This window comes from Nocardia aurea, from assembly GCF_003123685.1.
Taxonomy (GTDB): Bacteria; Actinomycetota; Actinomycetes; order Mycobacteriales; family Mycobacteriaceae; genus Nocardia; species Nocardia aurea.
Genome location: NZ_QCYJ01000127.1, coordinates 178,367 through 203,981, shown reverse-complemented (window position 1 = coordinate 203,981; position 25,615 = coordinate 178,367). Strand labels below are relative to the sequence as shown.

Annotated in this window: 27 protein-coding genes and 1 pseudogene; 17 read left to right on the top strand and 11 right to left on the bottom strand. The window is 67.6% G+C overall.

The features are described from left to right. Nucleotides 1-3: 3 nt before the first annotated feature. Complete coding sequence (locus DAT37_RS29770; RefSeq protein WP_109528194.1) at nucleotides 4-444, bottom strand: nuclear transport factor 2 family protein; 441 nt, start codon at nucleotides 442-444, stop codon at nucleotides 4-6. A 430-nt stretch (nucleotides 445-874) separates the two neighbouring features. Here DAT37_RS29770 and DAT37_RS29765 point away from each other — a divergent pair, with 430 nt between their 5' ends. The 7 genes from DAT37_RS29765 to DAT37_RS29735 all read left to right on the top strand — a co-directional run bounded on the left by DAT37_RS29765 (nucleotide 875) and on the right by DAT37_RS29735 (nucleotide 8,030). Next, the gene (locus DAT37_RS29765; RefSeq protein ID WP_109528193.1) at nucleotides 875-1,210 is read left to right on the top strand and encodes a transglycosylase family protein; all 336 of its coding nucleotides are present in this window, start codon (nucleotides 875-877) and stop codon (nucleotides 1,208-1,210) included. Nucleotides 1,211-1,796: 586 nt separating this feature from the next. Then, nucleotides 1,797-3,161: a glutamine synthetase family protein gene (locus DAT37_RS29760; protein WP_232840075.1), complete on the top strand. Its 1,365-nt coding sequence runs from the start codon at nucleotides 1,797-1,799 to the stop codon at nucleotides 3,159-3,161. Beyond that, nucleotides 3,142-3,876, top strand: coding sequence for a gamma-glutamyl-gamma-aminobutyrate hydrolase family protein (locus DAT37_RS29755; RefSeq protein WP_109528191.1), 735 nt, complete (start codon nucleotides 3,142-3,144; stop codon nucleotides 3,874-3,876). The genes DAT37_RS29760 and DAT37_RS29755 overlap by 20 nt, the downstream gene beginning before the upstream one ends. Then, the gene (locus tag DAT37_RS29750) at nucleotides 3,873-5,231 is read left to right on the top strand and encodes an aldehyde dehydrogenase family protein (RefSeq protein ID WP_109528190.1); all 1,359 of its coding nucleotides are present in this window, start codon (nucleotides 3,873-3,875) and stop codon (nucleotides 5,229-5,231) included. Before DAT37_RS29755 ends, DAT37_RS29750 begins: the two co-directional genes overlap by 4 nt. 26 nt (nucleotides 5,232-5,257) lie before the next feature. After that, nucleotides 5,258-6,025: a 3-oxoacyl-ACP reductase gene (locus tag DAT37_RS29745; RefSeq protein ID WP_109528189.1), complete on the top strand. Its 768-nt coding sequence runs from the start codon at nucleotides 5,258-5,260 to the stop codon at nucleotides 6,023-6,025. A gap of 212 nt (nucleotides 6,026-6,237) precedes the next feature. Beyond that, on the top strand, nucleotides 6,238-7,578 hold the full coding sequence (locus DAT37_RS29740; RefSeq protein ID WP_109528188.1) for an MFS transporter: 1,341 nt from the start codon (nucleotides 6,238-6,240) through the stop codon (nucleotides 7,576-7,578). A gap of 95 nt (nucleotides 7,579-7,673) precedes the next feature. Further along, the gene (locus DAT37_RS29735; protein WP_232840074.1) at nucleotides 7,674-8,030 is read left to right on the top strand and encodes an HPF/RaiA family ribosome-associated protein; all 357 of its coding nucleotides are present in this window, start codon (nucleotides 7,674-7,676) and stop codon (nucleotides 8,028-8,030) included. Nucleotides 8,031-8,091: 61 nt separating this feature from the next. Here the strand turns inward: DAT37_RS29735 and DAT37_RS29730 are convergent, their stop codons facing one another. After that, nucleotides 8,092-8,979: an NmrA/HSCARG family protein gene (locus DAT37_RS29730; protein ID WP_109528561.1), complete on the bottom strand. Its 888-nt coding sequence runs from the start codon at nucleotides 8,977-8,979 to the stop codon at nucleotides 8,092-8,094. A gap of 113 nt (nucleotides 8,980-9,092) precedes the next feature. Here DAT37_RS29730 and DAT37_RS29725 point away from each other — a divergent pair, with 113 nt between their 5' ends. Next, a complete protein-coding gene (locus tag DAT37_RS29725; RefSeq protein ID WP_109528187.1) occupies nucleotides 9,093-9,923 on the top strand; it encodes a helix-turn-helix transcriptional regulator in 831 nt (276 codons plus the stop codon). Here DAT37_RS29725 and DAT37_RS29720 read toward each other — a convergent pair. Both DAT37_RS29720 and DAT37_RS29715 read right to left on the bottom strand, forming a co-directional pair. Beyond that, nucleotides 9,908-10,330 carry a hypothetical protein gene (locus DAT37_RS29720; protein WP_109528186.1) on the bottom strand — a complete coding sequence of 141 codons (423 nt, stop codon included), beginning with the start codon at nucleotides 10,328-10,330 and terminating at the stop codon, nucleotides 9,908-9,910. The genes DAT37_RS29725 and DAT37_RS29720 overlap by 16 nt on opposite strands. Nucleotides 10,331-10,418: 88 nt before the next feature. Further along, entirely contained in the window at nucleotides 10,419-10,988 is a 570-nt protein-coding gene (locus tag DAT37_RS29715; RefSeq protein WP_109528185.1) for a TetR/AcrR family transcriptional regulator, read from the bottom strand. 100 nt (nucleotides 10,989-11,088) lie between these two features. On the opposite strand from DAT37_RS29715, the gene DAT37_RS29710 reads away from it, so the two are divergent. Beyond that, nucleotides 11,089-11,526 (top strand): DoxX family protein, encoded by a 438-nt coding sequence (locus tag DAT37_RS29710; protein ID WP_109528184.1) that lies wholly within the window; start codon nucleotides 11,089-11,091, stop codon nucleotides 11,524-11,526. Between the two features lie 125 nt (nucleotides 11,527-11,651). Here DAT37_RS29710 and DAT37_RS29705 read toward each other — a convergent pair. Next, nucleotides 11,652-12,821: pseudogene (locus DAT37_RS29705) on the bottom strand (transcription termination factor Rho, short form); the annotation flags it as partial. Nucleotides 12,822-13,128: 307 nt separating this feature from the next. Between DAT37_RS29705 and DAT37_RS29700 the strand changes: the two are divergent. Beyond that, a complete protein-coding gene (locus DAT37_RS29700) occupies nucleotides 13,129-13,986 on the top strand; it encodes a cyclopropane mycolic acid synthase family methyltransferase (protein WP_109528182.1) in 858 nt (285 codons plus the stop codon). Between the two features lie 77 nt (nucleotides 13,987-14,063). Here the strand turns inward: DAT37_RS29700 and DAT37_RS29695 are convergent, their stop codons facing one another. Further along, nucleotides 14,064-14,756: a hypothetical protein gene (locus DAT37_RS29695; protein WP_109528181.1), complete on the bottom strand. Its 693-nt coding sequence runs from the start codon at nucleotides 14,754-14,756 to the stop codon at nucleotides 14,064-14,066. Nucleotides 14,757-15,036: 280 nt separating this feature from the next. Continuing rightward, nucleotides 15,037-15,786 (bottom strand): SDR family oxidoreductase, encoded by a 750-nt coding sequence (locus DAT37_RS29690; RefSeq protein ID WP_109528180.1) that lies wholly within the window; start codon nucleotides 15,784-15,786, stop codon nucleotides 15,037-15,039. A gap of 226 nt (nucleotides 15,787-16,012) precedes the next feature. Between DAT37_RS29690 and DAT37_RS29685 the strand changes: the two genes are divergently transcribed. The 4 genes from DAT37_RS29685 to DAT37_RS29670 all read left to right on the top strand — a co-directional run bounded on the left by DAT37_RS29685 (nucleotide 16,013) and on the right by DAT37_RS29670 (nucleotide 19,491). Beyond that, nucleotides 16,013-16,522: a sigma-70 family RNA polymerase sigma factor gene (locus DAT37_RS29685; RefSeq protein ID WP_109528560.1), complete on the top strand. Its 510-nt coding sequence runs from the start codon at nucleotides 16,013-16,015 to the stop codon at nucleotides 16,520-16,522. A 217-nt stretch (nucleotides 16,523-16,739) separates the two neighbouring features. Further along, entirely contained in the window at nucleotides 16,740-17,879 is a 1,140-nt protein-coding gene (locus DAT37_RS29680; RefSeq protein ID WP_109528179.1) for an N-acetylmuramoyl-L-alanine amidase, read from the top strand. A gap of 176 nt (nucleotides 17,880-18,055) precedes the next feature. Next, a complete protein-coding gene (locus DAT37_RS29675) occupies nucleotides 18,056-19,099 on the top strand; it encodes a CobW family GTP-binding protein (protein WP_109528559.1) in 1,044 nt (347 codons plus the stop codon). A 200-nt stretch (nucleotides 19,100-19,299) separates the two neighbouring features. Then, entirely contained in the window at nucleotides 19,300-19,491 is a 192-nt protein-coding gene (locus tag DAT37_RS29670) for a hypothetical protein (RefSeq protein WP_109528558.1), read from the top strand. 17 nt (nucleotides 19,492-19,508) lie between these two features. Here DAT37_RS29670 and DAT37_RS29665 read toward each other — a convergent pair whose 3' ends face one another. The 4 genes from DAT37_RS29665 to DAT37_RS29650 form a co-directional block, all read right to left on the bottom strand. Beyond that, nucleotides 19,509-20,516, bottom strand: coding sequence for an AraC family transcriptional regulator ligand-binding domain-containing protein (locus DAT37_RS29665; protein ID WP_109528178.1), 1,008 nt, complete (start codon nucleotides 20,514-20,516; stop codon nucleotides 19,509-19,511). 93 nt (nucleotides 20,517-20,609) lie between these two features. After that, on the bottom strand, nucleotides 20,610-21,050 hold the full coding sequence (locus tag DAT37_RS29660; protein ID WP_109528177.1) for a molybdenum cofactor biosynthesis protein MoaE: 441 nt from the start codon (nucleotides 21,048-21,050) through the stop codon (nucleotides 20,610-20,612). After that, nucleotides 21,037-22,050 (bottom strand): bifunctional molybdenum cofactor biosynthesis protein MoaC/MoaB, encoded by a 1,014-nt coding sequence (gene moaCB / locus DAT37_RS29655; protein ID WP_109528176.1) that lies wholly within the window; start codon nucleotides 22,048-22,050, stop codon nucleotides 21,037-21,039. The genes DAT37_RS29660 and moaCB overlap by 14 nt, the downstream gene beginning before the upstream one ends. Nucleotides 22,051-22,117: 67 nt before the next feature. Then, entirely contained in the window at nucleotides 22,118-23,323 is a 1,206-nt protein-coding gene (locus DAT37_RS29650; protein WP_109528175.1) for a molybdopterin molybdotransferase MoeA, read from the bottom strand. A 153-nt stretch (nucleotides 23,324-23,476) separates the two neighbouring features. Between DAT37_RS29650 and moaA the strand changes: the two genes are divergently transcribed. The 3 genes from moaA to DAT37_RS29635 all read left to right on the top strand — a co-directional run bounded on the left by moaA (nucleotide 23,477) and on the right by DAT37_RS29635 (nucleotide 25,603). Continuing rightward, nucleotides 23,477-24,535: a GTP 3',8-cyclase MoaA gene (gene moaA, locus DAT37_RS29645; protein WP_109528174.1), complete on the top strand. Its 1,059-nt coding sequence runs from the start codon at nucleotides 23,477-23,479 to the stop codon at nucleotides 24,533-24,535. Further along, entirely contained in the window at nucleotides 24,528-24,770 is a 243-nt protein-coding gene (locus DAT37_RS29640; protein ID WP_109528173.1) for a MoaD/ThiS family protein, read from the top strand. The genes moaA and DAT37_RS29640 overlap by 8 nt, the downstream gene beginning before the upstream one ends. A gap of 119 nt (nucleotides 24,771-24,889) precedes the next feature. Then, nucleotides 24,890-25,603: a YciI family protein gene (locus DAT37_RS29635; protein ID WP_109528172.1), complete on the top strand. Its 714-nt coding sequence runs from the start codon at nucleotides 24,890-24,892 to the stop codon at nucleotides 25,601-25,603. Nucleotides 25,604-25,615: the final 12 nt, after the last annotated feature.

Here is a 25,615-nt window from a genome sequence, read left to right as displayed (position 1 = left end):
TGTTCAGGCAGAGGTGCCCTCGACGAGGAACATGTAGCTCTTCTCCTCCACGCGCTGTGCGATCCGCCAGGCGCCGTCCACTCTGACCAGGGTGTCCAGGTACCACAGGCCGCACAGCATCAGGGTCTTCGCGCCGTCCTGGCCGGGGACCAGCATCGGGTTGTGACAGATGGTGCGCGCGGTGGCGGTGTCGCCGTCGACGGTGACCGACGAGTTCGCGACCAGGTGCTGGAAGGCGGGGAAATTGGGCATGACCTGCGCCAGGAACTTCTTGGTCTCGGTGAGGTCGCCCGCCGATCCGCCCATGGCCGAATAGTCGACGTGGGCGTCGGGGGTGAACACCTCGTCGAGCAGATCCCACTGTTCGGTGTCGACGGCGTGGGCATAGCGAACGAGCAGGTCCTGGATCTCCAGGCGGTCGGAGATCTCTTGTAGCGACAACACGGGTGCCTCCGGGGGTGCGTGGCGGGTCTGCGCAATGGCACCAGGGGACGGCTCGGCGCGCAAGAGGCGTCGTTTCGGCGCGGGTTTCGGGGGTGTGTACGCGACCGGGGTCACTATTTCGGAGTGATCCCCGCCACATAACGGCGGTATAACGACAGGTATGTCATTTATGACTTTCCGGTCTCGAACTGGGTCGATGCCGGAAATCTGACCATGCGGTCAAAAACGGGGCAGCGTTATCGGCACGTGATCTATCGCGAACTCTTGGCTACTGTCGTAATCGAGCCCGGATCACCGAGATGGGCTAGTAACTCGAATCGCCGAACACCGTAATCCTGTCCCACGGTTCGAGAATCCCCGACATTTTCCTGGGGGCAGGGTCCCGGCTGAAGTAGCGCCGGGTCGGACGGGCGCAGGCAGGAAACTTCGAATGTCGCATAACAAGATCAGCACCCGTGTCCTCGGATTCGCCTCGATCGTGGGCGCCCTCGTTGCCATCCCGCTTGGCCTCTCCACGGCCACCGCTTCGGCCGACAGCGGCCACAACTGGGACGCTGTCGCGCAGTGCGAGAGCAGCGGTAACTGGAACACCAACACCGGCAACGGTTTCGGCGGCGGTCTGCAGTTCACCCCGAGCACCTGGGCCGCCTACGGTGGCTCCGGCTCGCCCGAGAACGCCAGCCGCGAAGAGCAGATCCGCGTCGCGGAGAACGTCCTCGCCGGTCAGGGACCGGGCGCGTGGCCGGTGTGTGGCGCCTACCTCTGATCCGCACCCCGCTACTGACGTAGTCATAGCATTCTCGACGCCCACCGTGAATATTCGGTGGGCGTCGAGCTATTTCTCCGTAATACGCACCACATTGATAGTTCGACTATTGAATCAATAATCGTGCGTCGTGGTGCATATATCGAAGATCCCGCGACGACGCGATATCACAAGTCGGTACGCGCTCCTGTGAGCACCCCCGGGTATCACCCGAGCCCGGCCCTCCCGAGCGGCCGGATCGGCGGTCGCCCGGCCCGTGACCTCGCCCGTGGCTCGGCCCGTGACCTCGGCCGTCGCCAGCTCGGGACCTTACGGACCGACATCCCACAGACACATCCCACCTACGGAGGACTCCGGTGAACTCGATCATCGATCTCGGCTCGGCCGCCCTGAATCTGGCGAATGTGGTGACATCCATCGCCGGGAACGTCACCTACCTGCTCCAGGCGTGGCATGTGATCTGACCGCGTCGCCCCGGTAGGTCCGCGGCGGCCGGTGGTCGTCGCGACGGGTTTCCGTGTCTCGGCCCGTACCGCCCGGTCACTCCTCTAGCGTTGGCACGGTCGTGACGCCGAGAGGGGCTGGGATGCGATCGGGGATGCTGGGGCCTGTGCAATTGCGGGAACGAGTCGAGTCCGGCGAACTCGACACCGTTCTGGTCGTGATGACCGATATGCAGGGCAGATTGCAGGGAAAACGCTGTTCGGCCCGGTATTTCCTGGACGAGGTGGTCGACCATGCCACCGAGGCCTGTGACTATCTGCTCGCGGTCGACGTCGAGATGAACACCGTCGACGGCTTCCGTGACTCCTCCTGGGATACCGGCTACGGCGATTTCGTGCTGCGACCCGATCCGGCGACGCTGCGGCTGGTGCCGTGGCAGCCGGGCACCGCTCTCGTGCTGTGCGACGTCGAGCGGGTGCGTCCGGAAGGCGAACCGGTACGGGTCTCGCCGCGCCAGATCCTGCGGGCGCAACTGGATCGGCTCGCCGAGCGCGGCCTGCGCGCCTACGTCGGCACCGAACTGGAGTTCCTGGTGTTCGACGACACCTACGAATCGGCCTGGGCGGGCGGATACCGGGGCCTGACCGCCGCCAACCAGTACAACGTCGACTACTCGGTGCTCGGCACCGCCCGCGTCGAACCGCTGCTGCGCCGTATCCGCAACGACATGTCGGGCGCGGGTATGTTCGTCGAGTCGGCCAAGGGAGAGTGCAACCCCGGCCAGCACGAGATCGCCTTCCGCTACGACGAGGCACTGGTGACCTGCGACAACCACAGCATCTACAAGACCGGTGCCAAGGAGATCGCCGCTCAGGCCGGTCGAAGTCTTACCTTCATGGCGAAATATGATGAGCGCGAAGGTAATTCGTGCCATATCCACATCAGCCTGCGCGCCGAGGACGGCGCGCCGGTCTTCGCGGGCGACGGACCGGCGGGCACTTCGGCCCTGATGCGGCATTTCGTGGCGGGCCAGCTCGACTGCATGCGTGAGCTGACCTATCTGCTCGCCCCGAATATCAACTCCTACAAACGTTTCGCGCCGGGAAGTTTCGCCCCGACCGCCCTGACCTGGGGTGTGGACAATCGGACGTGCGCGCTGCGTGTCGTCGGCGGCGGTGAGTCGCTGCGGATGGAGAACCGTGTCCCCGGCGGTGACGTGAACCCCTACCTCGCGGTGGCGGCGACGATCGCGGCCGGACTGCACGGCATCGACCACGCGCTACCGCTGGAGCCGGAGTTCCGCGGCAACGCCTACCGGTCGGATCGGCCCCGGGTGCCGGGGACGCTGCGCGAGGCCGCCCGACTGTTCGGGGAGTCCCCGGTCGCGCGGGCGGCCTTCGGTGATGATGTGGTGGAGCACTACCGCAACGCGGCGCAGGTCGAGCTCGACGCCTTCGACGCCGCGGTCACCGATTGGGAGCGAATCCGTGGTTTCGAACGACTCTGACGGTCCCCGTCCGGTCATCGGCCTGCCCACCTACGCCGAGCGTGCCGTTTTCGGCGCGTGGGACACCCGCTGCGCGATCCTGCACCACAGCTATGTCGACATGGTGGCCCGAGCCGGTGGGATTCCGGTGCTGCTGCCGCCGACCGGCGTCGCGCGCCCGGAACTCGTCGCGCGGCTCGACGGCCTGGTGCTGACCGGCGGCGCGGATATCGATCCCGCCCGGTACGGCGGGCCCGCCGTACCCCACGGTTACACCAGGGCGGATCGTGACGAGTCCGAATTCGAGCTGTTCCGGCTGGCCCGCGCGGCGCGGCTGCCGGTCCTCGCGGTATGCCGAGGATTGCAGCTGGTCAATGTGGCCCTCGGCGGAACGCTGGTCGGTCATCTGCCCGACGTGGTCGGCCACGAGGGACACTCCGGTGGTCCCGGCTCGTTCACCCCGGTCGCGGTGACGACCGTCGCGGGCAGCCGGGTCGCGGCGGTGGCCGGGGCGAAGGTGACAGCGCACTGTCACCACCACCAGGCCATCGACCGGCTCGCGCCCGGGCTGACGGCCACCGCGCACGCGGCGGACGGCACCATCGAGGCGGTGGAGACGACGAGCGGGCCGTTCCTGATCGGCGTGCAGTGGCATCCCGAGGCCGATTCGGCCGACGACCGCCTGATGCGGGCCGTGGTGACGGCGGCGGCCCGGCGAGAGGAGCGCGCGGCGTGAGGACCGCACAGGTGATCAACCCGGCGACCGAGGAAGTGGTCGCCACGATCGAACTCGCCGACGAGGCGGCCACCGACGCCGCCATCGAGCGGGCCGCCGCGGCCGCCCCGGCGTGGCGCGCCGTCGCACCCGGTGATCGCGCGCGGCTGCTGCGCCGCTTCGCCGACGCCGTGGACGACGATCTGGAACATCTGGCCCGGCTCGAGGTGGCCAACGCCGGTCACACCATCGGCAACGCGCGCTGGGAGGCAGGCAATGTGCGCGATGTGCTGCACTACGCGGCCGGGATCCCGGAACGACTGCTCGGCCAACAGATTCCGGTCGCGGACGGGGTGAACATCACCTTCCACGAACCCCTCGGCGTGGTCGGGGTGATCGTGCCGTGGAACTTCCCGATGCCGATCGCGGCGTGGGGATTCGGTCCCGCGCTGGCCGCGGGCAATACCGTCGTGCTCAAACCCGCCGAATTGACCCCGCTGACGGCGATCCGGCTCGGTGAACTCGCGTTGCGGGCCGGGTTGCCCGAAGGCGTTTTCCAGGTGTTGCCGGGTAAGGGCACCGTGGTCGGGCAGCGTTTCGTCACCCATCCGGCCGTGCGCAAGGTCGTCTTCACCGGGTCCACCGACGTCGGCAAACAGATCATGGCCGGATGCGCCGACCGGGTGAAGCGGGTGACGCTCGAACTCGGCGGCAAGAGCGCCAATATCGTCTTCGCCGACGCGGATCTGGAGAAGGCGGCGGCGACCGCGCCGTACGGCGTCTTCGACAACGCGGGCCAGGACTGTTGCGCCCGGTCCCGGATTCTCGTGCAGCGCGGCGTTTTCGATCGTTTTCTCGAACTGATGGAACCGGCCGTCGCCGGGGTGCGGGTCGGTGACCCGAGCGAGGAGGCGACCGAGATGGGCCCGTTGATCTCGGCGGCGCACCGGGAGCGGGTGGCCGGATTCGTCTCGCCGTCGACGAAGATCGCCTACACCGGGACCCACCGTGACGGCCCCGGATTCTGGTATCCGCCGACGGTGGTGCTGCCCGACGGCCCCGACGATCGGATCCTGACCGAGGAGGTCTTCGGGCCGGTGGTCGCGGTACTGCCGTTCGAGGACGAGGCCGACGCGCTGCGGATCGCCAACGACACCGAATACGGTCTGTCCGGGTCCATCTGGACCGGCGACGTCGGGCGGGCGCTGCGGGTCGCGCGGGGTGTGGAGGCCGGGAATCTGTCGGTGAACTCGCATTCCTCGGTGCGGTACTGGACGCCGTTCGGCGGATACAAGCAGTCCGGTCTGGGCCGTGAACTCGGTCCCGACGCGGCACTGTCGTTCACCGAGACCAAGAATGTCTTCATCGCGACCTAGCGGTATCGACCCGTCGAGAAGGAGATGTGTTGCAGCGCTTACAGGATCGAGTCGCCGTCGTCACCGGGGGCGGTAGCGGGATCGGGCTCGCCACGGTGCGCAGGTTCGCGGCCGAGGGCGCAAGGGTCGTTGTCGCCGATATCGACGCCGAGTCCGGCGCGGCCGCCGCGGCGGCGGTGGAGGGCACCTTCGTCCGGGTCGACGTCACCGACGAGGAACAGGTGCGCGCCATGTTCCGCACCGCCGTCGATACCTACGGCGGTCTCGACATCGCCTTCAACAACGCGGGAATCTCACCGCCCGAGGACGATTCGATCCTCACCACCGGGCTGGAGGCGTGGCAGCGGGTGCAGCAGGTCAATCTGACCTCGGTGTACCTGTGCAGCAAATACGCGATCGAGCACATGCTCGAACGCGGTCGCGGATCGATCATCAACACCGCCTCGTTCGTTGCGGTGATGGGCGCGGCGACATCGCAGATCTCCTACACCGCGTCCAAGGGCGGCGTGCTCGCGATGAGCCGCGAACTCGGCGTCCAATTCGCCCGTCAGGGAATCAGGGTCAACGCGCTGTGCCCGGGGCCGGTGAACACACCGCTGTTGCGGGAATTGTTCGCGAAGGATCCCGAGCGCGCGGCCCGCCGCCTGGTCCACATCCCCACCGGCCGTTTCGCCGAACCGGAGGAGATCGCGGCCGCCGTGGCCTTCCTGGCGAGCGATGATTCCTCGTTCATCACCGCCTCCCAGTTCCTGGTCGACGGGGGTATCTCGGGGGCCTACGTCACACCGCTGTAGGCGGCCTTCGCGGCGATATGTGACTCGGATCACAATTGCCGATATCGGCGCAGGTAGCCCGAGGTGTGCGAAACCGCGCGGAACGCCGCCGTTGTTTGCTGCGCGGCGAACACGGGTATCGGTCCTTGTCGTGCCGGTTTCCGGGGAAATTTCCCGGAAACCGGACGTACCGATCGAGGTCTGCGGGGACGGGCCGGAAGAGGAGACGCGCGATGCCCGACAACTCCACGGAGCTCGAGAAGCAGCCGAGACAGCTGCGCCGCTCTGTCGCCGCGTCGGCCATGGGCAATGCCACGGAATGGTTCGACTACGGCGTCTACGCGGCTACCGCGACCTACCTCACCGACGCCTTCTTCCCCGGCGACCTCGGCACCCTCGGCACCATGCTCGGTTTCGCGGTGTCGTTCGTGCTGCGTCCGCTCGGCGGTGCGGTCTGGGGCCCGCTCGGTGATCGAGTCGGCCGAAAAGTGGTGCTGGCCACCACGATCCTGCTCATGGCCGCCGCGACCGGCGCGATCGGCCTGATCCCGACCCACGCGACCATCGGTGTGGCCGCTCCGATCCTGCTGATCCTGCTCCGAGTGGTGCAGGGCTTCTCCACGGGCGGCGAATACGGCGGCGCGGCAACCTATCTGGCCGAATGCAGTACCGACCGCAAACGCGGCTTCCTCGGGAGTTTCCTCGAATTCGGGACCCTGGGCGGATTCGTCGGCGGTTCGGCGGTGGTACTGGTCTGCCAGCTCGCGCTCGGCTCGGACGCGATGCACGACTGGGGTTGGCGTATCCCGTTCCTGCTCGCGGTTCCGCTGGGCCTGATCGGCTGGTACCTGCGTGCACGCCTGGACGAGTCCCCGGTCTTCGAGGAGGTAGCCGAGCGGCCGAAGCCGCCCGGTGGTCTGCGCGAGGTGCTGACCACCTACCGCAGGGAGACCCTGACGCTGGCCGGGCTGGTCGTCGCGCTGAACGTGGTCAACTACACCCTGCTCACCTACCAGCCCACCTACCTGGAGAAGACCATCGGGATGGGGGAGTCCGCCACCACCGCGATGATGCTCACCGGGCAGGTGGTGATGATGCTGGTGCTGCCCTTCTTCGGCGGTCTGTCCGATCGGGTCGGCAGGCGTCCGATGTGGTTGGTCTCCCTGATCGGTCTGGCCGTGCTCGCGGTGCCGATGTACTGGCTGATGGGACAGGGAACCGGGTGGGCGATCGCCGGGTTCATCGTGCTCGGCCTGCTCTACGTCCCGCAGTTGTCCACCATCAGTTCGACCTTCCCCGCGATCTTCCCGACCCACGTGCGCTACGCCGGGTTCGCGCTGGCGTACAACGTGTCGACCGCGATCTTCGGCGGTACCGCGCCGCTGGTGAACGAAGCCGTCATCGAGGCGACAGACTGGGCGCTGTTCCCCGCGCTCTACATGGTCGGCGCCTCCCTGATCGGCCTGGTCGCCTGGAACTTCCTGCGCGAGACCGCGGGCACATCCCTGCGCGGTACCGAGGTACCCGACGCCGAGAACCCGACGTCGGAGTTGGCCGTGCAGGCCGCGACCTGAGTCGATCCCGGCGGGTAGTGTCGGGATCGCGGACGGGTAACCACTCTCGCGGAGGCGGCGTTGCCTTCGCGAGTGAAACACCGAACGAAATGGAGATGCGCGTGCAGATTCAGATCAACACCGACAGCAATATTCACGGCGGGGAAGACCTGATTCGGCAGGCAGAGGAAAGGATCTCCTCGATACTCGAGCGATTCGAACCACATCTGACCCGGATCGAAGCCCACCTGAGCGACCAGAACGGCGACAAGGGCGGCCCGGAGGACAAACAGTGCGTGCTCGAAGCGCGCCCCACCGGCCAGCAGCCGGTCGCGGTGACCAATCGCGCTGACACGGTCGAGGCCGCCTATACCGGCGCCGCCGACAATATGGCCAAACTGCTCGACAGCCGTTTCGGACGGCTGCACCAGGCCAAGGGCGGCGAATCCATCCGCCACCTGCCCGTCGAATGAGCTCCGGCGACCGGGCGAGCCGTGCTCGGCCCGCCCGGCCGTCGTCGACTCGACCGGGTGGTCACGGCTTCCAGTCGGTGGCCCGCAGCCACGTCGCCAGATCCATCAGGCCGGGGTGGTGTGCGCGCAGCGCGGCCGTGTCGATCGCCTCGTCGGGACGCTCGTTGAAGTAGGCGAACATCTTTCCGACCTGCGCGTCGAAGGCCGCGACCTGCTCCACCGGAATCCGAAGACTGCGGGCGGGCAGATCGGCTGCTCGCCCGAAGGTTTCGGCGATCTGGGGCGGGGTCAGCCTGTCGCCCGCCAGTGGCACGATCCGGCCGCGATAGTCTTCCGGTCGCTCGAACGCGATGGCGGCGAAAGCGCCGATATCGTGCACCGAGATCAGTGACATCGGAATATCCTCTCGAACAGCGAGATTCACGATCAGCTCGCTGTTGCCGTCCACCACCGGCCGGTTGTAGGCGCCGAAATTGTCCATGAAGAAGACCGGCCGCAGAATCGTCGCGGGCAGGCCGAGCTTCTCGATATGCGCCTCGATATTCTCCTTCGCGGCGTAGTACTCGACGCCGGAGTTCTCGCCCGCGCCGCGCAGCGAGCTGTACACCAGGTGTTCGACGTCGGATTCGGCCGCGATATCGGCGACCGCCCTACCCCGGCGCTCCTCGTTCGCGATGCCCTCGGCGGTGATGTGCGGGCCGGTCATCATGGTCAGCATCAGGAACACGCCGTACGAGCCGTCCATCGCCGCCCGCACCGACGCGCTGTCGTCGAGGTCGCCGACGACCAGGTCCGCCCCCGCGTCCCGCAGCGCGAGGGCCGCCGGCGCCTGCGGATCGCGAACGAAGGCTTTGACCCGCCTGCCGCTCTCGAGCAGTCGGTATGTGGTGGCGCGGCCTTGCTGACCGGTCGCGCCGATGACCAGAATCGGTCCGTTGTCGTTCGTCATGTCATGCTCCCGGGTGGTGGGCGATTCGGTGTCGATCACCCGTGGGATATGACGTTAGGGACGAGCGTCGCGGTGGTCCTGGCACCAATACTGCTACCCATAAAGGGAACTCGATGAGTGACAACCAGCGGGCCGAACTCGCCGCCTTCCTGCGTGCGCACCGCGCCAAGCTCGGACCGGCCGATGTCGGTCTGCCGCCGGATCTGGAACCGGGCAGGCGTCGCACCCCCGGATTGCGCAGGGAGGAGGTCGCCGAGATCGCCGGGGTCAGTCATACCTGGTACACGTGGCTCGAACAGGGTCGCAAGATCGTGGCCAGTTCGCAGGTGGTGGACGCGCTGGCCCGGGCGCTACGGCTCGATGCGGTCGAGCACCGGCACCTGCGCACTCTGGCGGGTCTGTCCGCTCCGAGGGTGGAACATGATGTGAAAGAAGCGATTTCACGGATGCAACGATTGGTGGACTCGATGTCGCCGAGCCTGGTGGTCGTGCACGACTCGTGCTTCGATTTCGTGGTCTGGAACGAGGCGTTCCGCCGGATCCGCACCGACCCCGCCGAACTCGCGCCCGATCGCCGCAATCTGCTGTGGTGGATGTTCACCGACGAGCGCAATCGCGCGGCCATGCGCGAGTGGGAGCGGGCCGCGCGTGCGGTGCTGAGTCAGTTCCGCGCGGTGGTCGGGCGTCGCCCCGACGACGCGCGCCTGGCCGCGATCGTGGCCGGAGTGTCCGGGGCGAGCACCGAATTCCGCACCTGGTGGTCGGAGTATCCGGTGCGCGACTTCCGTCCGGCCACCATCGTCATCGAACATCCCGAGGCCGGTCCGATCGAGTTGGCGCTGTATCAGCTACGGCTGGTGGAGAATCCGGATCTGCTGCTCGTGGTGCAACTTCCTGTGACCGAGGCGGATCGGGCGCGGGTCGCCGGTCAGCTCGACTCGTAGTCGATGGTCAGGACAGCGTCGTCGACATCCTCGCCGGTGGCGGAGGTGACGAGGTCGAAATCCTCGGGGTCGGGCCAACTGTCCTCGACCACCAGGCGTCCGGTGTCGCGCATCGCGGCGTACTGTTCGGCGATCAGCGCGGTCGGATAGGTCGGCCAGAAGGAGATCGCGCCGATCGATTTGTCAATGACGCAGACCGATCCGCCGATCGCGGGCGCGGGTAGTCTGCCCGCTTCCGCGGTTCCGCGAACGGCGACCACGGTGAACCCGGCGTCGAATTCCGTCACCACCGAACCGATATCGTCGGCGGCGTCGTCCGGGTCGCGCAGGTACAGATCGGCGATGCGTCGCGCTTCGGCCGGATCCACCGGGACGGTCGACTCGGTGGGATAGGCGTGGACTTCCATGGTGCCCCTTTCACTGGTCCCTGCCTATCACCGAGGCAATGGGCACGGCCCAGTGTTCCCGGAAATCGAGGCCGGGAACAATTGCGGTTCAGTCGAACTGAACGGTATCGATCATAGCCCTGGCCAGCGTCTCCGGATCATCGGAGGTCGTCAGCGCCGAATTCGCCAAGGCCCCTTCGCGCCACAGCGTGGCGAAGCCGTGCACGAGCGACCAGGCCGCGAGTTGGGTGGCCCGGTCACGTTCGGGTGAACGGCGTGTGGGGAGTTCGGCGACTCCGGCGCGCAAGGCCACCCCGGAGTCGGTGCGGGCCCGCGCGAGTTCCGGATCGTCGGTGCGCAGCAGATCGCCGCGGTACATCACGTCGAAATGGCCCCGGTGCCGCAGCGCGAAGCGGATATAGGCCACCGCGACCTCGCGGAAATCCGATCCGGCCCCCGCCAGTTCGGCGGCGAGCAGGTCGAAACCCTCGATCGCGAGCGCGGTGAGCAGTCCCGCGCGGTCGCCGAAATGGTGGGCGGGCGCCGCGTGCGAGACGCCCGCCCTGCGGGCCAGTCCGCGCAGCGACACCGCGTCGACGCCGTCGGTGGCGATCTGTTCGGCGGCCGCGGCCAGGATGGTCGCGCGCAGATCGCCGTGGTGGTAGCCGCTCTTCGTCATGCCCCCATGGTGCCGCCCAATCTTGTCATTGACAAGTTTCCCTCGGCGTGGTTAATCTTGCCACTGTCAAGATTGGCCGTGAGATCCCCGGAGGCCCCCGATGGCACCCCTGCTCGTACTCGTCGTCGTCACCGCGCTCGTGCGCCTGATCGGAGGGCTCGGCGATATCGGTCCGCTCGATTCCTGGGCTCGCGCCGCCGCGCTCGGATTGGCCGCGATGTTCCTGCTCACCGGCATCGCCCACTTCCAACAGCCGCGCCGCGACGCCCTCATCGCGATGGTGCCGCCCCGACTGCCGAATCCGGCCACCCTGGTCACCGTCACCGGAGTTCTCGAGTTGGTGGGCGCGCTCGGCCTGCTGATCCCGCCCACCTCGGCACTCGCCGCGGCCGGGCTGGGCCTGCTGTTGATCGCGATGTTCCCGGCGAACGTGTACGCCGCTCGCGCCGAGGTCGGCGTAAAGACCATGCCCCTGCCGCTACGCGGTCTGGTCCAACTCGTCTTCCTCGGCGCGACGGCCCTGGTGATATTCGGATAGCCGTGTCGAACCGACGAAAGGGCCCCGGCGGGCCCTGCTCCCCCCTCCTGGAGCAGGCCCCCACCGGGGCTGAAATAAATATGCCTGGGGTGCCTTGACAGCGGCTTAAAGAGCCCTTAAAGCCGTCATCGCCCCGGGGTGGAGAGTTGAGTGAGGAATTCGGCGTTGGTCTGGGTGCGGCGCAGTCCCTCGAGAAGTAGTTCGAGGGATTGGCCGCCGTCGACGGCGGCGAGGGTGCGGCGCAGCGCGTGGGTCGCGGCCAATTCCGCCGGAGCCAGCAGTAATTCGTCCTTGCGGGTGCTGGACTGGGCGATATCGACCGCGGGGAAGACGCGCTTGCTCGCGGCGGCGCGGTCCAGTTTGAGTTCGGCGTTGCCGGTGCTCTTGTATTCCTCGAAGATCACCGTGTCGGCCTGCGAACCGGTTTCGACCAGGGTGCTGGCGATGATGGTGAGCGAGCCGCCGTGCTCGATATTTCGAGCCGCGCCCAGGAAGCGCTTGGGCGGGGCGAGGGCCGCCGCGTCGACGCCGCCGGAGAGGATCCGCCCCGACGCGGGCGCGGCGAGGTTGTAGGCGCGGGCAAGTCGGGTCAGCGAATCGAGGAGGACCACCACGTCGCGGCCCATCTCGACCAGACGTTTGGCCCGCTCGATCGCCAGTTCGGCCAGTGCGACATGTTCTTTCGGCGAATGGTCGAAGGTGGCCGCGGCGATATCGGCGGGCACCGACCTGGCCAGATCGGTGACCTCTTCCGGACGTTCGCCGACCAGGACCAGCATGAGTTCGCATTCGGGGTTGTTCTTGGCGATACCGTGCGCGATCGCCTGGAGGACAGAGGTTTTCCCCGCTTTCGGCGGTGCGACGATCAGGGCCCGCTGGCCCTTGCCGATCGGCATGACCAGGTCGGCGACCCTCGTGGTCATCTCGTGCTGCTCGGTTTCCAGCCGCAGGCGTTGATTCGGGTAGATCGGCGTGAGGTCGGCGAAGTTCGGCCGGAGTTTCGCCCGGGCCGGGTCGAGGCCATTGACGGTCTCGACCCGGGTGAGCGCGTCGTGCCGGTCGTTCCTCGACGCCGCGCGTGCGGTGCCGGTGACGAAATCGCCTCGCCGCAAACCGTTGTCGTGAATCAGCCGGGGTGCGACATGGACGTCGCGCGGGTCGGGCAGATAGCCCTCTACCCGTAGTGAGGCGTTGTTGCCGACGATATCGAGGACACCGCTGACGGAATAGTCTGTGGAACTTGCGTTTTCGGGTGTGTTCTTGGGAGAAGTGTTGTCTTTCATGGTTTTTCCTCGGGTGAGAGTGGGTGATCCGGAAGATCGTCGAAGGTTCGGACGAGCCGGAAACGAAGAGGGGGAGCCGCGAGTGGCTGTTCAGCGGTGCCGCAGTGGTCCCGTCGTGACGGCATACAGCCGTACGGGGAAGAAGTTCGAACTCGCCTGCGGGAGATGCGGCCGGATGAATCGGCCGGGACATTTGTCTACATCCACAAGGAGATGTCCATCGCGACAGTACCCGGTACCGCGCTTCCTGCGCAATGGTGAACCTCGACGGCGGTCCCGACGTATTCCCCGTAGTCGTCCACAACGAGGGAGGTACGCCATGGGAGCGTTGAAGCCGTTCTACGAGGATGTCCAAGCGCACTACGACCTGTCCGACGAGTTCTATCGAATATTCCTCGACCCGTCGATGACCTACAGCTGCGCCTACTTCGAAGACGACGCGATGACGCTGGAACAGGCCCAGACCGCCAAGATCGACCTCGCGCTCGGCAAACTCGGACTCGAACCCGGCATGCTCCTGCTCGACATCGGATGCGGTTGGGGCGCAACGATGTTCCGTGCGGCCGAGAAGTACGGCGTGCGGGTCGTCGGCCTGACGCTCAGCCGCAACCAACACGATCATGTGGCGTCGGAGATCGAACGGCGCGGCCTGTCCGACGTGCGGGTGCGGCTACAGGGCTGGGAGGAATTCGGCGAATCCGTCGATCGGATCGTCAGTATCGGCGCGTTCGAGCATTTCCGGCGCGAACGGTACCCGGACTTCTTCCAGCGCTGCTATCGAATCCTGCCCGCGGACGGGCGGATGCTGCTGCACACCATAGTCGGTCACACTCTCAACGACCTGCGCCGGATGAATATTCCGGTGACCCGCGAGACGGCGCTGTTCCACATCTTCATCAAGCGGGAGATCTTCCCCGGCGGGCAGTTGCCCCAGCCCGCGGTGGTGACCAGATCGGCGGGCATGGCCGGGTTCGGTACGGAGCGGATTCAGCCGCTGCAAGCGCACTACGCCCGCACCCTCGATCACTGGGCGCGCGCCCTGGTCGCCCACCGTGACGAGGCGGTGCGCCTCACGTCCGAACAGGTGTACGCCCGCTATCTGAAATACCTCACCGGCTGCGCGGCGCATTTCCGCAGCGGGCACCTGGACGTCATGCAGTTCACGTTGTCCAAGTAGCGCGCGACCGGTGAAACACGGAAGCCCGGCGCGCCACGTCGAGGTGGCGGCCGGGCGATCGGTGACGCGTGGTGGGATCAGGCCCCGTAGACCGCGTTGTAGAACTGGATGGCGCTGGCGATACCGACGGGGACGCCGAGCACGATCATGCCCGCTGCCGCGCCGAGCGCGATGCCGACGCCCGCACCGGCGACACAGAGGCCGAGCGGACCGGCGAAGAAGGTGGGAACGACCAGCGGAGCGCCGATGACCGCGCCCGCGACACAGCCGAGAACGCCGCCGACCAGGGAGCCGACGAGGGTGCCGATACCGGTCGCGAGTCCGAACTGGGTGGCGGCGACGCTCAACGAGGTGTTGAAGTCGGCGCCGCCGATGTCCTGGGCGGCGACCGGCTGCAGCATGGTCGCCGGACGGGCGTCAGCCACGTCGGTGCTCGGTGTGAAAGTCGCGGTATTTCCGTCGACCTGGGCGGCGATCGGCCATTCCATGCCGTCTTTGAGATAGGTCAGCGGCATTCCGGCAACCAGGTTGCCCTGGCCGTCGAGCACCTGGAACTGCGAGCCCTGGGTCGTCAGCGATCCGGCGTCGGTCTTCAGTACGACGGAGTTGTCCACGATATTCGCGGTGTAGTGGATTCCGGGAAGCACATCGGTCTGGATCGTCGAACCGGGCGCGGGTGCCGGAGCCGGAGCGGCGTAGGCGGTCGCGCTTGTGACGCCAACAGCGGCGATAACCAGGGCAGATGTCGCAGCGAACTTCTTGAGCTTCATGAATTTGGAACACTTTCCTCAGCAGGAGCACCTTCGGCCCCTCGGGGCTCGAGCCGGCGCGGCTCGCAGAAGCAAACCTTCCAGTAGGTTTGTCTTCGCTGATTACGGGGAGGTAACGAAACCCGCAAGTGAAGCGTCAATTCGGAGTGAACTGCGTTAGGAAATTGTTAATTCGGACATATGGCAAACTTTCAGCGACGTCAGATGTGGCGTAACGCACAACATCGGAGATGGAAATGTGATCCGAGGTTGCCGAGAGGTGTCTGTGTTCCGGTTTCGCTCAACCGAACTTCGCGACGACCGCGCGCGGGAGCAACGGCAGGGCCTTGTCGATGAAGCGCCACGGCCATCCGGGCACGCAGGCGCGGATCTGTTCCTTCTCGATCGCGCGAACCATCGCGGCCACGCCTTTGTCCAGTGGCGCGACCATCTTCGCGTCACCGGCCTTGGCGGCCATATCGGTCGCGATGAAACCGGGGAGCAGAGTGGTGACCGCGATGGGGGTCGGGGCCAGTTCGACCGTCAGTGCCTCGCCCAGCGCGGCCAGTCCCGCCTTGCTCGCCGAATACGCGGCCTTGGTACCGGGAAGTCCGCGCACCGCGCTCATCGAGGAGACGAGAACGAGGTGACCGGACTTCTGGGCGCGGAAGATCGCCATCGCGGCCTCTATCTGGGCGAGTGCGCTGACGAAGTTGGTGGTCGCGGTGGCGATATTGGCGTCGGCGCGTCCGGTGCCGATCCGCGCGCCCTTGCCGAGGCCCGCGTTGACGATCACCCGGTCGAGGCCGCCCAGATCGTCGCGTAATTCGCCGAAGACCCGGGGGACTGCCGCGTGATCGTCGACGTCGAGCGCTCGCACCGCGACCGTGATTCCCGGATGCGCCGCGCTGAGTTCGGCGCGCAGACTCTCCAGGGCGTCGAGCCGTCGCGCGCACAGTGCCAGATCGCGGCCCTTGCGCGCGAAATCCCGTGCCATGCCCGCGCCGAGGCCTGCGCTCGCCCCGGTGATCAGAATCCTGCTTCTCGTCATGCGGCAGACGATAGCGGCGTGCCGAATCCGTCGGAGATGGTTATCCGCTCGTAGTCGATAGCGGGATTTGCCTCACATACGCTGAGGTGATGGGCATCGGATCTTCGAAAGATTCGGTCGCGGCGCGGTTGTCATTCCCAGGCCTGCCCGCGATATCGATGGTGTGAGTGGAATTCGGTCGGTCGCCGCGGGACCGCGGCGGATGTGTGGCATCCGCTGCGCTGGATTGTGTACGGATGCGGGGATCGCCGCGGTTCTGGCCGCCGACCGCGCGCTACTGCACTGGCGCGCGATGCGCGGACTGGGCGGCGATACCGGGCAGGCCGAACAGGTGTTGCAGGAGACGCTGCTGCGGGCCTGGCGCTCGTGCGCGCGCTTCGACCCGGACAAGGGGTCGGTCCGGACCTGGCTGCTGGCCATCCAGCGCAACGTCATGATCGACCTCGCGCGTTCGCGCGCGATCCGGCCCGGCGACGTCCGATGGGACGAACTCGGCGATACCGGCGACGGGTGCTACGCCAGTCCGGATTTCACCGACAACGTCACCGACGGGTTGCTGGTCGCCGATCTGCTCGCGCGGCTGCCCGCCGCCCAGCGCGAGGCCGTGGTCGAGGTGATTCTGCGTGACCGCGCCTATCAGGAGGTCGCCGACGATTTCGGCGTGCCGGTCGGCACGGTGAAGACCCGGGTGCACTACGCCCTGCGGTCCCTGCGCAGACTGCCGCTCGGGGCTTGATCCCCGATCGTGAGCGCGCCGAGGAAATCGGCGCCGATCCGGTGACCCCTCGGCGATTCGACCCGTCGGGTGCCCCCTGAACAGGCATAATCGCGGTACGTTACGTTTCCGTAACAGTCCTTGCTTGGAGATGAAGACGTTGCAAGAGTGAATTACTGGGTTTGGTGTTACTAGTGGGAAGGGAGGGGTGCTCCGTTCCGGGGCACCGAGACCGCACATGAAGCCAAGCATCATCAAGACCGGTATCTGCACCGCCGTGACGGCCGCGGTAGTGGTGACCGTCTCCGGGATGGTTCCGACCGCCGCCGCCGCTCCGGTCTCCCCGGACGCCGCGACCGTGCTCGTGGGCCGGACGATATTCCTCGATCCGGGCCACGCGGGCTCGGATCACAACGAGAACCTGGCGCGACAGGTCGACAACGGTCGCGGTGGCACCAAGGATTGCCAGACCACCGGCATGACCTCGCTCAACGGAATACCCGAGCACACCATCAACTGGAATGTCGCCCAGCTGGTGAAGACCTCGCTGGAGAGCATCGGCGCGCGCGTGGTGCTGAGCCGCCAGGACGACGCGGGCTGGGGCGGTTGCGTCGACGACCGGGCCCGTGCGGCGAACGAATCCGGCGCCGCGGTCGCCGTCAGCATCCACGCCGACAGCGCCCCCGCGCAGTCCAAGGGGTTCCACCTGATCGTCCCGCAGCTGCCGATTCCTAATGCCAAGGCCGACCAGGTGCAATCCACGCAGGGACTCGCGGCGTCCAAGGCGGTGCGCGACGCCTACGTCCAGGCCGGTTTCCAGCCCGCCGATTACGCCGGGGTGCGTGAAGGCTTGCAGACCAGGGCCGATATCGCGGGGCCCGCGCTGACCACGGTGCCCAATGTCTTCCTCGAGATGGGCAACGGCGCGAACGCCGAGGACGCGGCGGCCCTGGAATCCCCGGACGGGCAATTGCGCCACGCCCTCGCGATCACCACCGGTGTCGTCAGCTACCTGCTGTCTGCCACCCCGGCCGCCGCGCCGGGAGCCAGCGGTTCTGCGGGCGATCGCCCGGCTACCGCTCCGGCGAACCCCGTACCCGGGCAGGTCGCGCCGGGAGCGGCGGCTCCGCAGTACAAGACGGCGCCCGGTACCACCGTTCCCGGCGCGCAGTCCACGCCCGGTACCGGCACCACGCCGGGGACCGGTGCGACCCCCGGCACCGGCGCGACACCGGGCAGTGACGACATCATCGGCACCATCACGAAGTTGCTCCAGCCGCTGGCGAAGGCACTCGGCATGGACGAATCCGCGATCAGCGGCGAACTGATCAACCTGGCGTACACGCTCGCCGCCACCCTGTTCGGTCCCACCGACTAGTCGAGGACGAAACGCTCGTCTCCGACGTGACCGCACGCGGCGGAGACCCGAAGATCACGGAGTCGGACCTCGTCACGAGGTCCGGCTCCGCGTCGTATCCGGACAGGGCGCGCGGTGCCTCGGCCGCCGATCGCCGCGCGGAAATCACCCCGGCCGCACCGACTAGGGTGGTCCGGGTGGCTGAGCGGATACCTGTCCTGATCGTGGCCGGTTTTCTCGGATCGGGGAAGACGACCCTGCTCAACCACCTGCTGCGCGACAATCGCGGCACCAGGATCGGCGCCGTCGTCAACGATTTCGGTGCGGTGAACATCGACGCCATGCTGGTCGCCGGACAGGTGGACGCGACGGTGTCGTTGAGCAACGGGTGTGTCTGCTGCGCGGTCGACGTCAGCGAACTCGACGAATTGTTCACCCGGTTGGCGCATCCGAAATCCGACATCGACGTCATCGTCGTCGAAGCGAGCGGACTGGCCGAACCGCGCAATCTCATCAGAATGGTGATCGGCAGCGACAATCCGCGCATCCGGTACGGCGGTCTGGTGGAGGTGGTCGACGCCGAGCAGTTCCCGGCGAGCCGCGAACGTCATCCGGAACTGGCGACGCACCTGAAACTCGCCGACCTGGTCGTGGTCAACAAAGCCGACAGGGTTCCCGAGGACGACCTCGAGCGGCTGCGTGCCGAGATCGCGGGCATCGCGGGCCCGGTTCCGGTGTACGCCACCACCTTCGGCCGTATCGATCCCGGTCTGCTCTTCGACGAACCGCTGCGCGAGAAGTCCTCGGCCGCCGAGCAGTTGAGTTTCGACGCGCTGCTCGCCGACGATCACCACGCCGACCACCACGCCGATGACGGCCATCGTCACATGCACGACGAGTACACGAGCGTGTCGTTCGACAGCGACAGGGAATTGGATCCGCGCAGGCTGGTCGCGTTCCTGGAGGATCCGCCGGCCGGACTGTTCCGCGCGAAGGGGGTCGCCGCGTTCGGGGTCGCCGAGGAACGGCGAAAGTTCGTGTTCCACATGGTCGGACGTCATCTCGTCTTCGAGCCGCGCGGTTGGGGCCGCGGTGAGTCACGCGCCAGCGCGATGGTTCTGATCGGCACCGGACTCGATTCGGAGACGGTGTCGAAGCGGCTTCGCGACACCGTGCACGACGGCGACGATCCGCTGGATTCGCAGGCCATGCTCGGGGTCTGGCGCTACACGCCGCACTGATGCCGAGGATTGGCGCGTTCCGGGCGAAACTGGCGCGTTTCGTGCTTTTCGCGGGGCGTGTCGGCTACGAGACTGGAGCGAGGCCCGCCACGCCGTCGTCCCGGCACCCAGCACCCGGAGCGCCCGGACTGCCGTCGAGCGGGGTCGATGCCCGTAGAACCGTGATCGCCGTTCAGTTCCGCGACCGATTGGAGAGTTCCGTGACCGAGACCTGCGAAAGCGCCACGGCGTACGTGATCGCCGCGCTGGAGGCCAAGGGAACCGCCACGCGCGAGGACTTCGATGTGCCTGCGATCGTGGCCGCCACCCGCGATATCGCGGACAGCTGGGATTTCGGCTCGATCGAGACATCGACCTTCTGGCGGATAGCGGCCACCTTCCTGCGGGTGTAGGGGTGGCGGCGAGTCGCTCAGTCGAAACGACCGGTGCGATTCCCGGTGTCGGCGGCGGTCCAACGGCGTGCCGCCCGCCGCATCGACGCGGCGTCGGAATAGCCGACCAACTGCGCCTGCCTGGCACGACTGAGCGGACCGCTCGCGCCGGCCTGGCGCAGGATGGCGTCGCGGGCCCGATCCAGTTCCTTGCGCCAGGTGGTGCCCGCCTCCATCAGCCGCCGTTGCAGCGTTCTCGGACTGGTCGCCAGCCTGCGCGCCACCCGTTCGAGCGAGGCGTCGCCTTCGGCGAGGGCGTCGGCCAGCGCGTCGGAGACACGGTGCGGCCAGGCGGAGGCCAGCGGCGGGGGCGGGGGCAGGGCGTCGGCGAGCGGGCGCAGAATGGCGGCGAGAGTCGGATCGCTGGTGATGAGGGGGCGATCCATATCGGAGGTGCGGAAGGTCATCGCGTCGACCGCCGCCTCGAACTCGATCGCGTTCGTGCCGAACACGTCGACGAAGGTGCGGGTGTCCGAAGGTGCGCGCTGGCGCAGGGACACCCGCACCGGCACGAGCGGACCCGCGAGGATGCGGCGTGCCCGGCTCAGCACCGCGGTCAGGCCCCAGAGTTGGGTGAGGTCACGGGCGCGACCCTCGCCCTCGATCATCTCGAGATAGAGGCTGGTCTCGTGTTCGTTGTCCGCGACGAGGTCGAACCGGTGATTGGTCGTCACCGAGCAGACGTAGGGCCCACAGGTCGCCAGCCCGGCCCCCAGCGTGGGGGCGGTGGAGAACAGGTAGTCGTAGAGGCCGAGCGCGGGTAGTTCGTAACGCCGCGCGACCTCGAGCGCGACATTCGGATTGCTCAGCCCGTGCTCGCCCAATTCCCACAGCCGGGAGAAGGTCTGCGACGGCAGGTGGACGTCGTCGCCCGCCATCGTCCACTCCGGCAAGCCGGATTCCCGGATGAGTTTGTCCCGGTCGAGCCCGGCCGCGCTGAGCTGGGAGATGACGAAACGATGCAGCAATACTTGATCGGTACCCACACGCCCTCCTGCCGCACGATCGGACGAACACGCTTCGGGGCCGACGCTATCGTGGCGCTATTGATTCGTCACCGGATTCGTGTCACGGAATGGTTAATGACCACAGGCATTGACCCATTCGGACAGACCGTCGGCGAACAACTGGCGCTTCCAGATCGGTACGTCGTGTTTGATGCGATCGACCAGTTCCGCGCAGGTCCGGAACGCCTCGGCACGGTGCGGGGCCGCGACGGCGACCACGATGGCGAGATCCCCGATCGTCAGCGGACCGACGCGATGGACCGCCGCGACCGGTAGCCCGGAGGAAGCGGCCAGTTCGGCGCAACATGCGCGCAGGAAGCGGGCCGCTTCGGGATGGGACGAATACTCGAGCGCGGACACCGCCTGACCCTCGTCGTGATCGCGGACCTTTCCGGTGAAGACGACGACCGCGCCGTGTTCGGGCCCGCTGACCGCGGCTTCCACTTCGGCGGGATCGAGATCCTCGTCGCTGATGCGGGCGACGCGGACGAGTGCGTCTTCACGGGTTGTCATGACTGCCGCCTCCGGCTACTTGCGCTAGCAGGTGATCGAGAAGGGGTTCGAGTACGGCCATACCGTCCTTGACCCCGCCGGGGGATCCCGGCAGATTGACCACGACCGACGATCCCGCCAGTCCGGCCACCCCGCGGCTCAGCGCCGCGAGCGGGAATTTCGCGGTGCCGCGCTGCCGGATCGCCTCGGCGACGCCGGGCAGTTCCCGGTCGATGACCGACAGTGTCGCCTCGGGGGTCGCGTCGGTGGGCGACGCTCCGGTGCCGCCGGTGGTGACGACCAGCGACGGGGTCAGGTGCAGGGCGTCGGCCAATCCGACGGTGATGTCGGCGTCGGCGTAGACGAGCGGGCCGCGCACCGAATAGCCCAGTCCGGCAAGCCATTCGACGAGCACGGGACCGGTGGTATCGGCGCGGGTGCCCGCCGCGACACCGGTCGAGGCGACCACGACGGCGGCGGTCCTGATCTCCGCGTCCGGATCCGCCGGGTGGACGTGCGCGGGTGCGGGTGCCACCGGGCCGTCCTCGGCCTCGGGCCGCTCCCAATGTCCGTGCTTACCACCGTCTTTGGTGAGCAGCCGGACACCGTCGATGGTGGCGGCCGGATCGACGGCCTTCACCATGTCGTGCAGCGTGAGTCCGGCGACGGCGACCGCGGTGAGCGCTTCCATCTCCACACCGGTCGGCCCCTTGGTCTTCGCGCTCGCCTCGATGGTGATGGAGGTTTCGGTGAATCCGAATTCCACCGTCACCGACGACAGGGCGAGCTGATGGCACAGCGGGATGAGTTCGGAGGTCTTCTTCGCGCCGGAGATACCGGCGATACGCGCGGTCGAGAGCACATCCGCTTTCGGCATGTCGTCGGCGCGCACCAGCGCGATCACCTCGGCGGTGGTCCGCAGTTCACCCGCCGCGACGGCGACCCTGGTGCTGTCGGATTTCGCGCTGACATCCACCATGCGGGCCCTGCCCTCGCGGTCGACATGCGACAACTCACTCATACAACCCACCCTGGCACAATCGCGGGTCGCGACGCGAGACGCCCGCGTACACCTCTCGGGGACGAGGTCACAGCGAGAGCACGCGGACGGTGGCGCCCGCGGGGAGTTCGGTGGTCTCGGCCGCGATATCGATGAGGACATCGGCCCACGCCATCGCCGCCACCAGATGCGAACCCTGACCCGACACCGACTCCACCCCGGCGTCGGTGACGCGCCCGCGCAGGAACTGGCGACGTCCCTGGGGCGAGCGCACCGGCTCGGTCAACGGCAATTCGCGCGTGCGGACCGGCTCCAGACCGGCCAGCAGGCGCAATATCGGTCGCGCGAAAACCTCGAACGAGACCATGGTGCTCACCGGATTTCCGGGGAAACTCAGTACAGGAACGCCGTCGACGACCGTCAGGCCCTGCGGCCCGCCCGGCTGCACCGCGACCGAGCCGAATTCGCCGCCCATCGGTGCCAGCACATCCTTGACCACCTCGAAATCACCCTTGGACACCCCGCCCGAGGTGAACACCAGATCGGCCGAACCCGTTGCCGCGGTGATCAATCGGCGGAAGACGTCGGGATCGTCGGTACTGTGCTCGACCGAGACGACGGTGACGCCGTTGGCGCGCAACGCGGCGGCGAGCGCGATGCCGTTGGAGTTGTAGATCTGGCCGGGACGCAACGGTTGTCCGGCGGGGACGAGTTCGTCGCCGGTCGTGATCACCGCGGCGCGCAGCGGAGCGAATGCCGGCACCTCGGCGAGTCCGACCGCGGCAAGCGCGGCGATATGTCGCGGGGTCAACGCCGTCGCGGCGGGGACGAGCAGATCGCCCACCCGCACATCGGTGCCCGGTTCGCGGATGAACTCGCCCGCCGACCGGCCGCGGTCGATGACGACCTCCGCGCCTTCGGACCGCGTGTCCTCCACCGGAACCACACAGTCGGCGCCCGGCGGGATCGGCGCGCCGGTCATCACCTTGACGGCCGCGCCGGGCGGCAGTGGATCCCGGCCCGCGTCGCCCGCGGCCACCACACCGGCCATCGGCAGCGTCACCGGCGTCACCGCGATCGAGTCGGCGCGGACCGCGTACCCGTCCATGGCTGAATTGCGGAAGACCGGCAACTCGACCGGCGAGCGCACATCCTCGGACAATTGCCTGCCGAGAGCCTGCGGCACCGGAACGGATTCGATCGCGCGCGCCGCCAACGGGCGCAGCAACCGTTCGATGGTGTCGCGGTACTCGTCGACGGACCTGGCCGGGATGCGGACGGGCCGAGAGCTCATGCGAATCAGCCTATCGTTCGCCCCCGGTCGGGCCGCGAGGTCGTCGCCTGATCGCGACTCACCGCGTGACATGCCCGTTCGTGAGGTCGTGGCGACCCCGTGATGTTTCGCCTCCCCACGGTCCTCCGGGGTCGGCGTGGTCATAATGGGAGTGTGACGTTGGTCGAGATGGGCATTCCCGCGGTTCGGTCCGGCCGCCCCTCGCTCGACGGACGACCGGAAACGCCGTACCTGGTAGACCGATTCGGGCGGGTCGCGCGAGATCTCCGCGTCTCGATCACCGAGAAGTGTTCACTGCGCTGCACCTACTGCATGCCCGAAGAGGGGCTGCCGCCGATCCCGGTGGACGAACTGCTGACCGTCGACGAAATCGTCCGGCTGGTCGCGCTCGCCGTGACCGAACTCGGCGTGCGCGAGGTCCGGTTCACCGGCGGCGAGCCGCTGCTGCGCCGTGATCTGGAGAAGATCATCGAAGGCTGTCACGAGCGGGTGCCGGAGACACCGCTGGCGATGACGACCAACGGCGTCGGTCTCCGGCACCGCGCGCGCGGTCTCGCGGCGGCCGGACTCGGCCGGGTCAATGTCTCGCTCGATACCGTCGATCGGCTCGGATTCGCCCGGCTGACCAGGCGTGACCGTCTCGATTCGGTTTTCGCCGGTATCAGGGCGGCCCGCGACGCGGGTCTGGCGCCGGTGAAGGTGAACGCCGTGCTGATGCGTGACACCCTGTCCGGCGCGCCGGATCTACTGCGCTGGTGTCTGGACGAGGGCTGTGAACTTCGCTTCATCGAGGAGATGCCACTCGACGCCGATCACGAGTGGGCGCGCGCGGAGATGGTGACCGCCGCCGAACTGCTCGACGTACTCGGCGCTCGATTCACGCTCACCGAGGCGGGGCGCGGCGATCCGTCCGCGCCCGCGGAGAAATGGCACGTCGACGGCGGTCCCGCGACCGTCGGCATCATCGCCACCGTCACCCGCAAATTCTGTGACACCTGCGATCGGACCCGGCTCACCGCCGACGGCATGCTGCGCTCGTGCCTGTTCAGCGATCAGGAGTTCGACCTGCGCCAGGCCCTGCGCGGTGGGGCCGACGACGACGATATCGCCGCCATCTGGCGCGGTGCGATGTGGAACAAATGGGCGGGTCACGGTATCGACGCCGAGAATTTCGTTCCGCCGGAACGCACGATGGGAGCCATCGGTGGTTGAGGTCCGCTATTTCGCCGCGATCGCCGATGCCGTCGGCAAGGACAGCGAGGTGCTGGAGTTGCCCGCCGACGCCACCATCGCCGATCTGCGCCTGACCCTCGCCGCCACCTACGGTCCCGGACTCGACACCATGCTCGGGGTCTGCGCGTACCTGATCGGTGACGAACTCACCCGCGATCCGTCGGCCGCGCTCACCCGCCGCGTCGATGTGCTGCCCCCGTTCGCGGGCGGCTGACCCGCGCGTCCGGCCCGGCCGAAAAATATTCGCCGATCGATGTAGAGATCCCGATCCGGCGTTCGTCGTCCTGGTAGAGAGGGGTACCGGATCCCCTCGGCACTGGGAAGGACGGCGACATGCACTACCTGGCGACATTGACCGGACGTGAGGACGGACCCGACGCCCAGCCGGGTACACCGGAATTCGAGGCGATGGTGGCGCGCTACGGCGCCTTCGAGGAACGGGCGGGAGCCGCGATCGCGGGCGGCGCCGCCCTCTATCCGTCGGCGACGGCGGTGACGGTGCGGCCCGGTGCGGGCGCGGCGCTGGTCACCGACGGTCCCTACCCCGAGCAGGCGGAGGTGATCGGCGGTTTCTACGTCCTGGACTGCGCCGACCTGGACGAGGCCATCGAATGTGCCCGCCGGATTCCGGCGGCCGAGGACGGCACCGTGGAATTGCGGCCGATGATCATGTACTCCCCGCACGAGACGCCGGGACCGGACTGGTGGCTGGCGCTGCTGTGGTCGGCGCCGGACACGGTCGTCGTGCCGGAGACCCCGGAATGGGAGACGGCGATGACCGAGCACCAGCGTTTCGGGGAGAAATTCGCCGCGGCGATCCGCGGCGGCGGCGCCCTGACACCGCCGTCGACGGCGACCACGGTGCGGGTGCGCGACGGGGAACTGCGCATCAGCGACGGACCGAGCCCCGAATTCAGCGACGTGGTCGACGGGATCTACCTGTTCGCGGCACCGGACCGGGCCGCGGCGTCCGAGATCGCGGCCGCGATCCCGCTGGCCGAGCGCGGTCACACCGAAGTGCGCCGCATCGTCGACCTCGCGGGCTGACGGTGCCGGGCC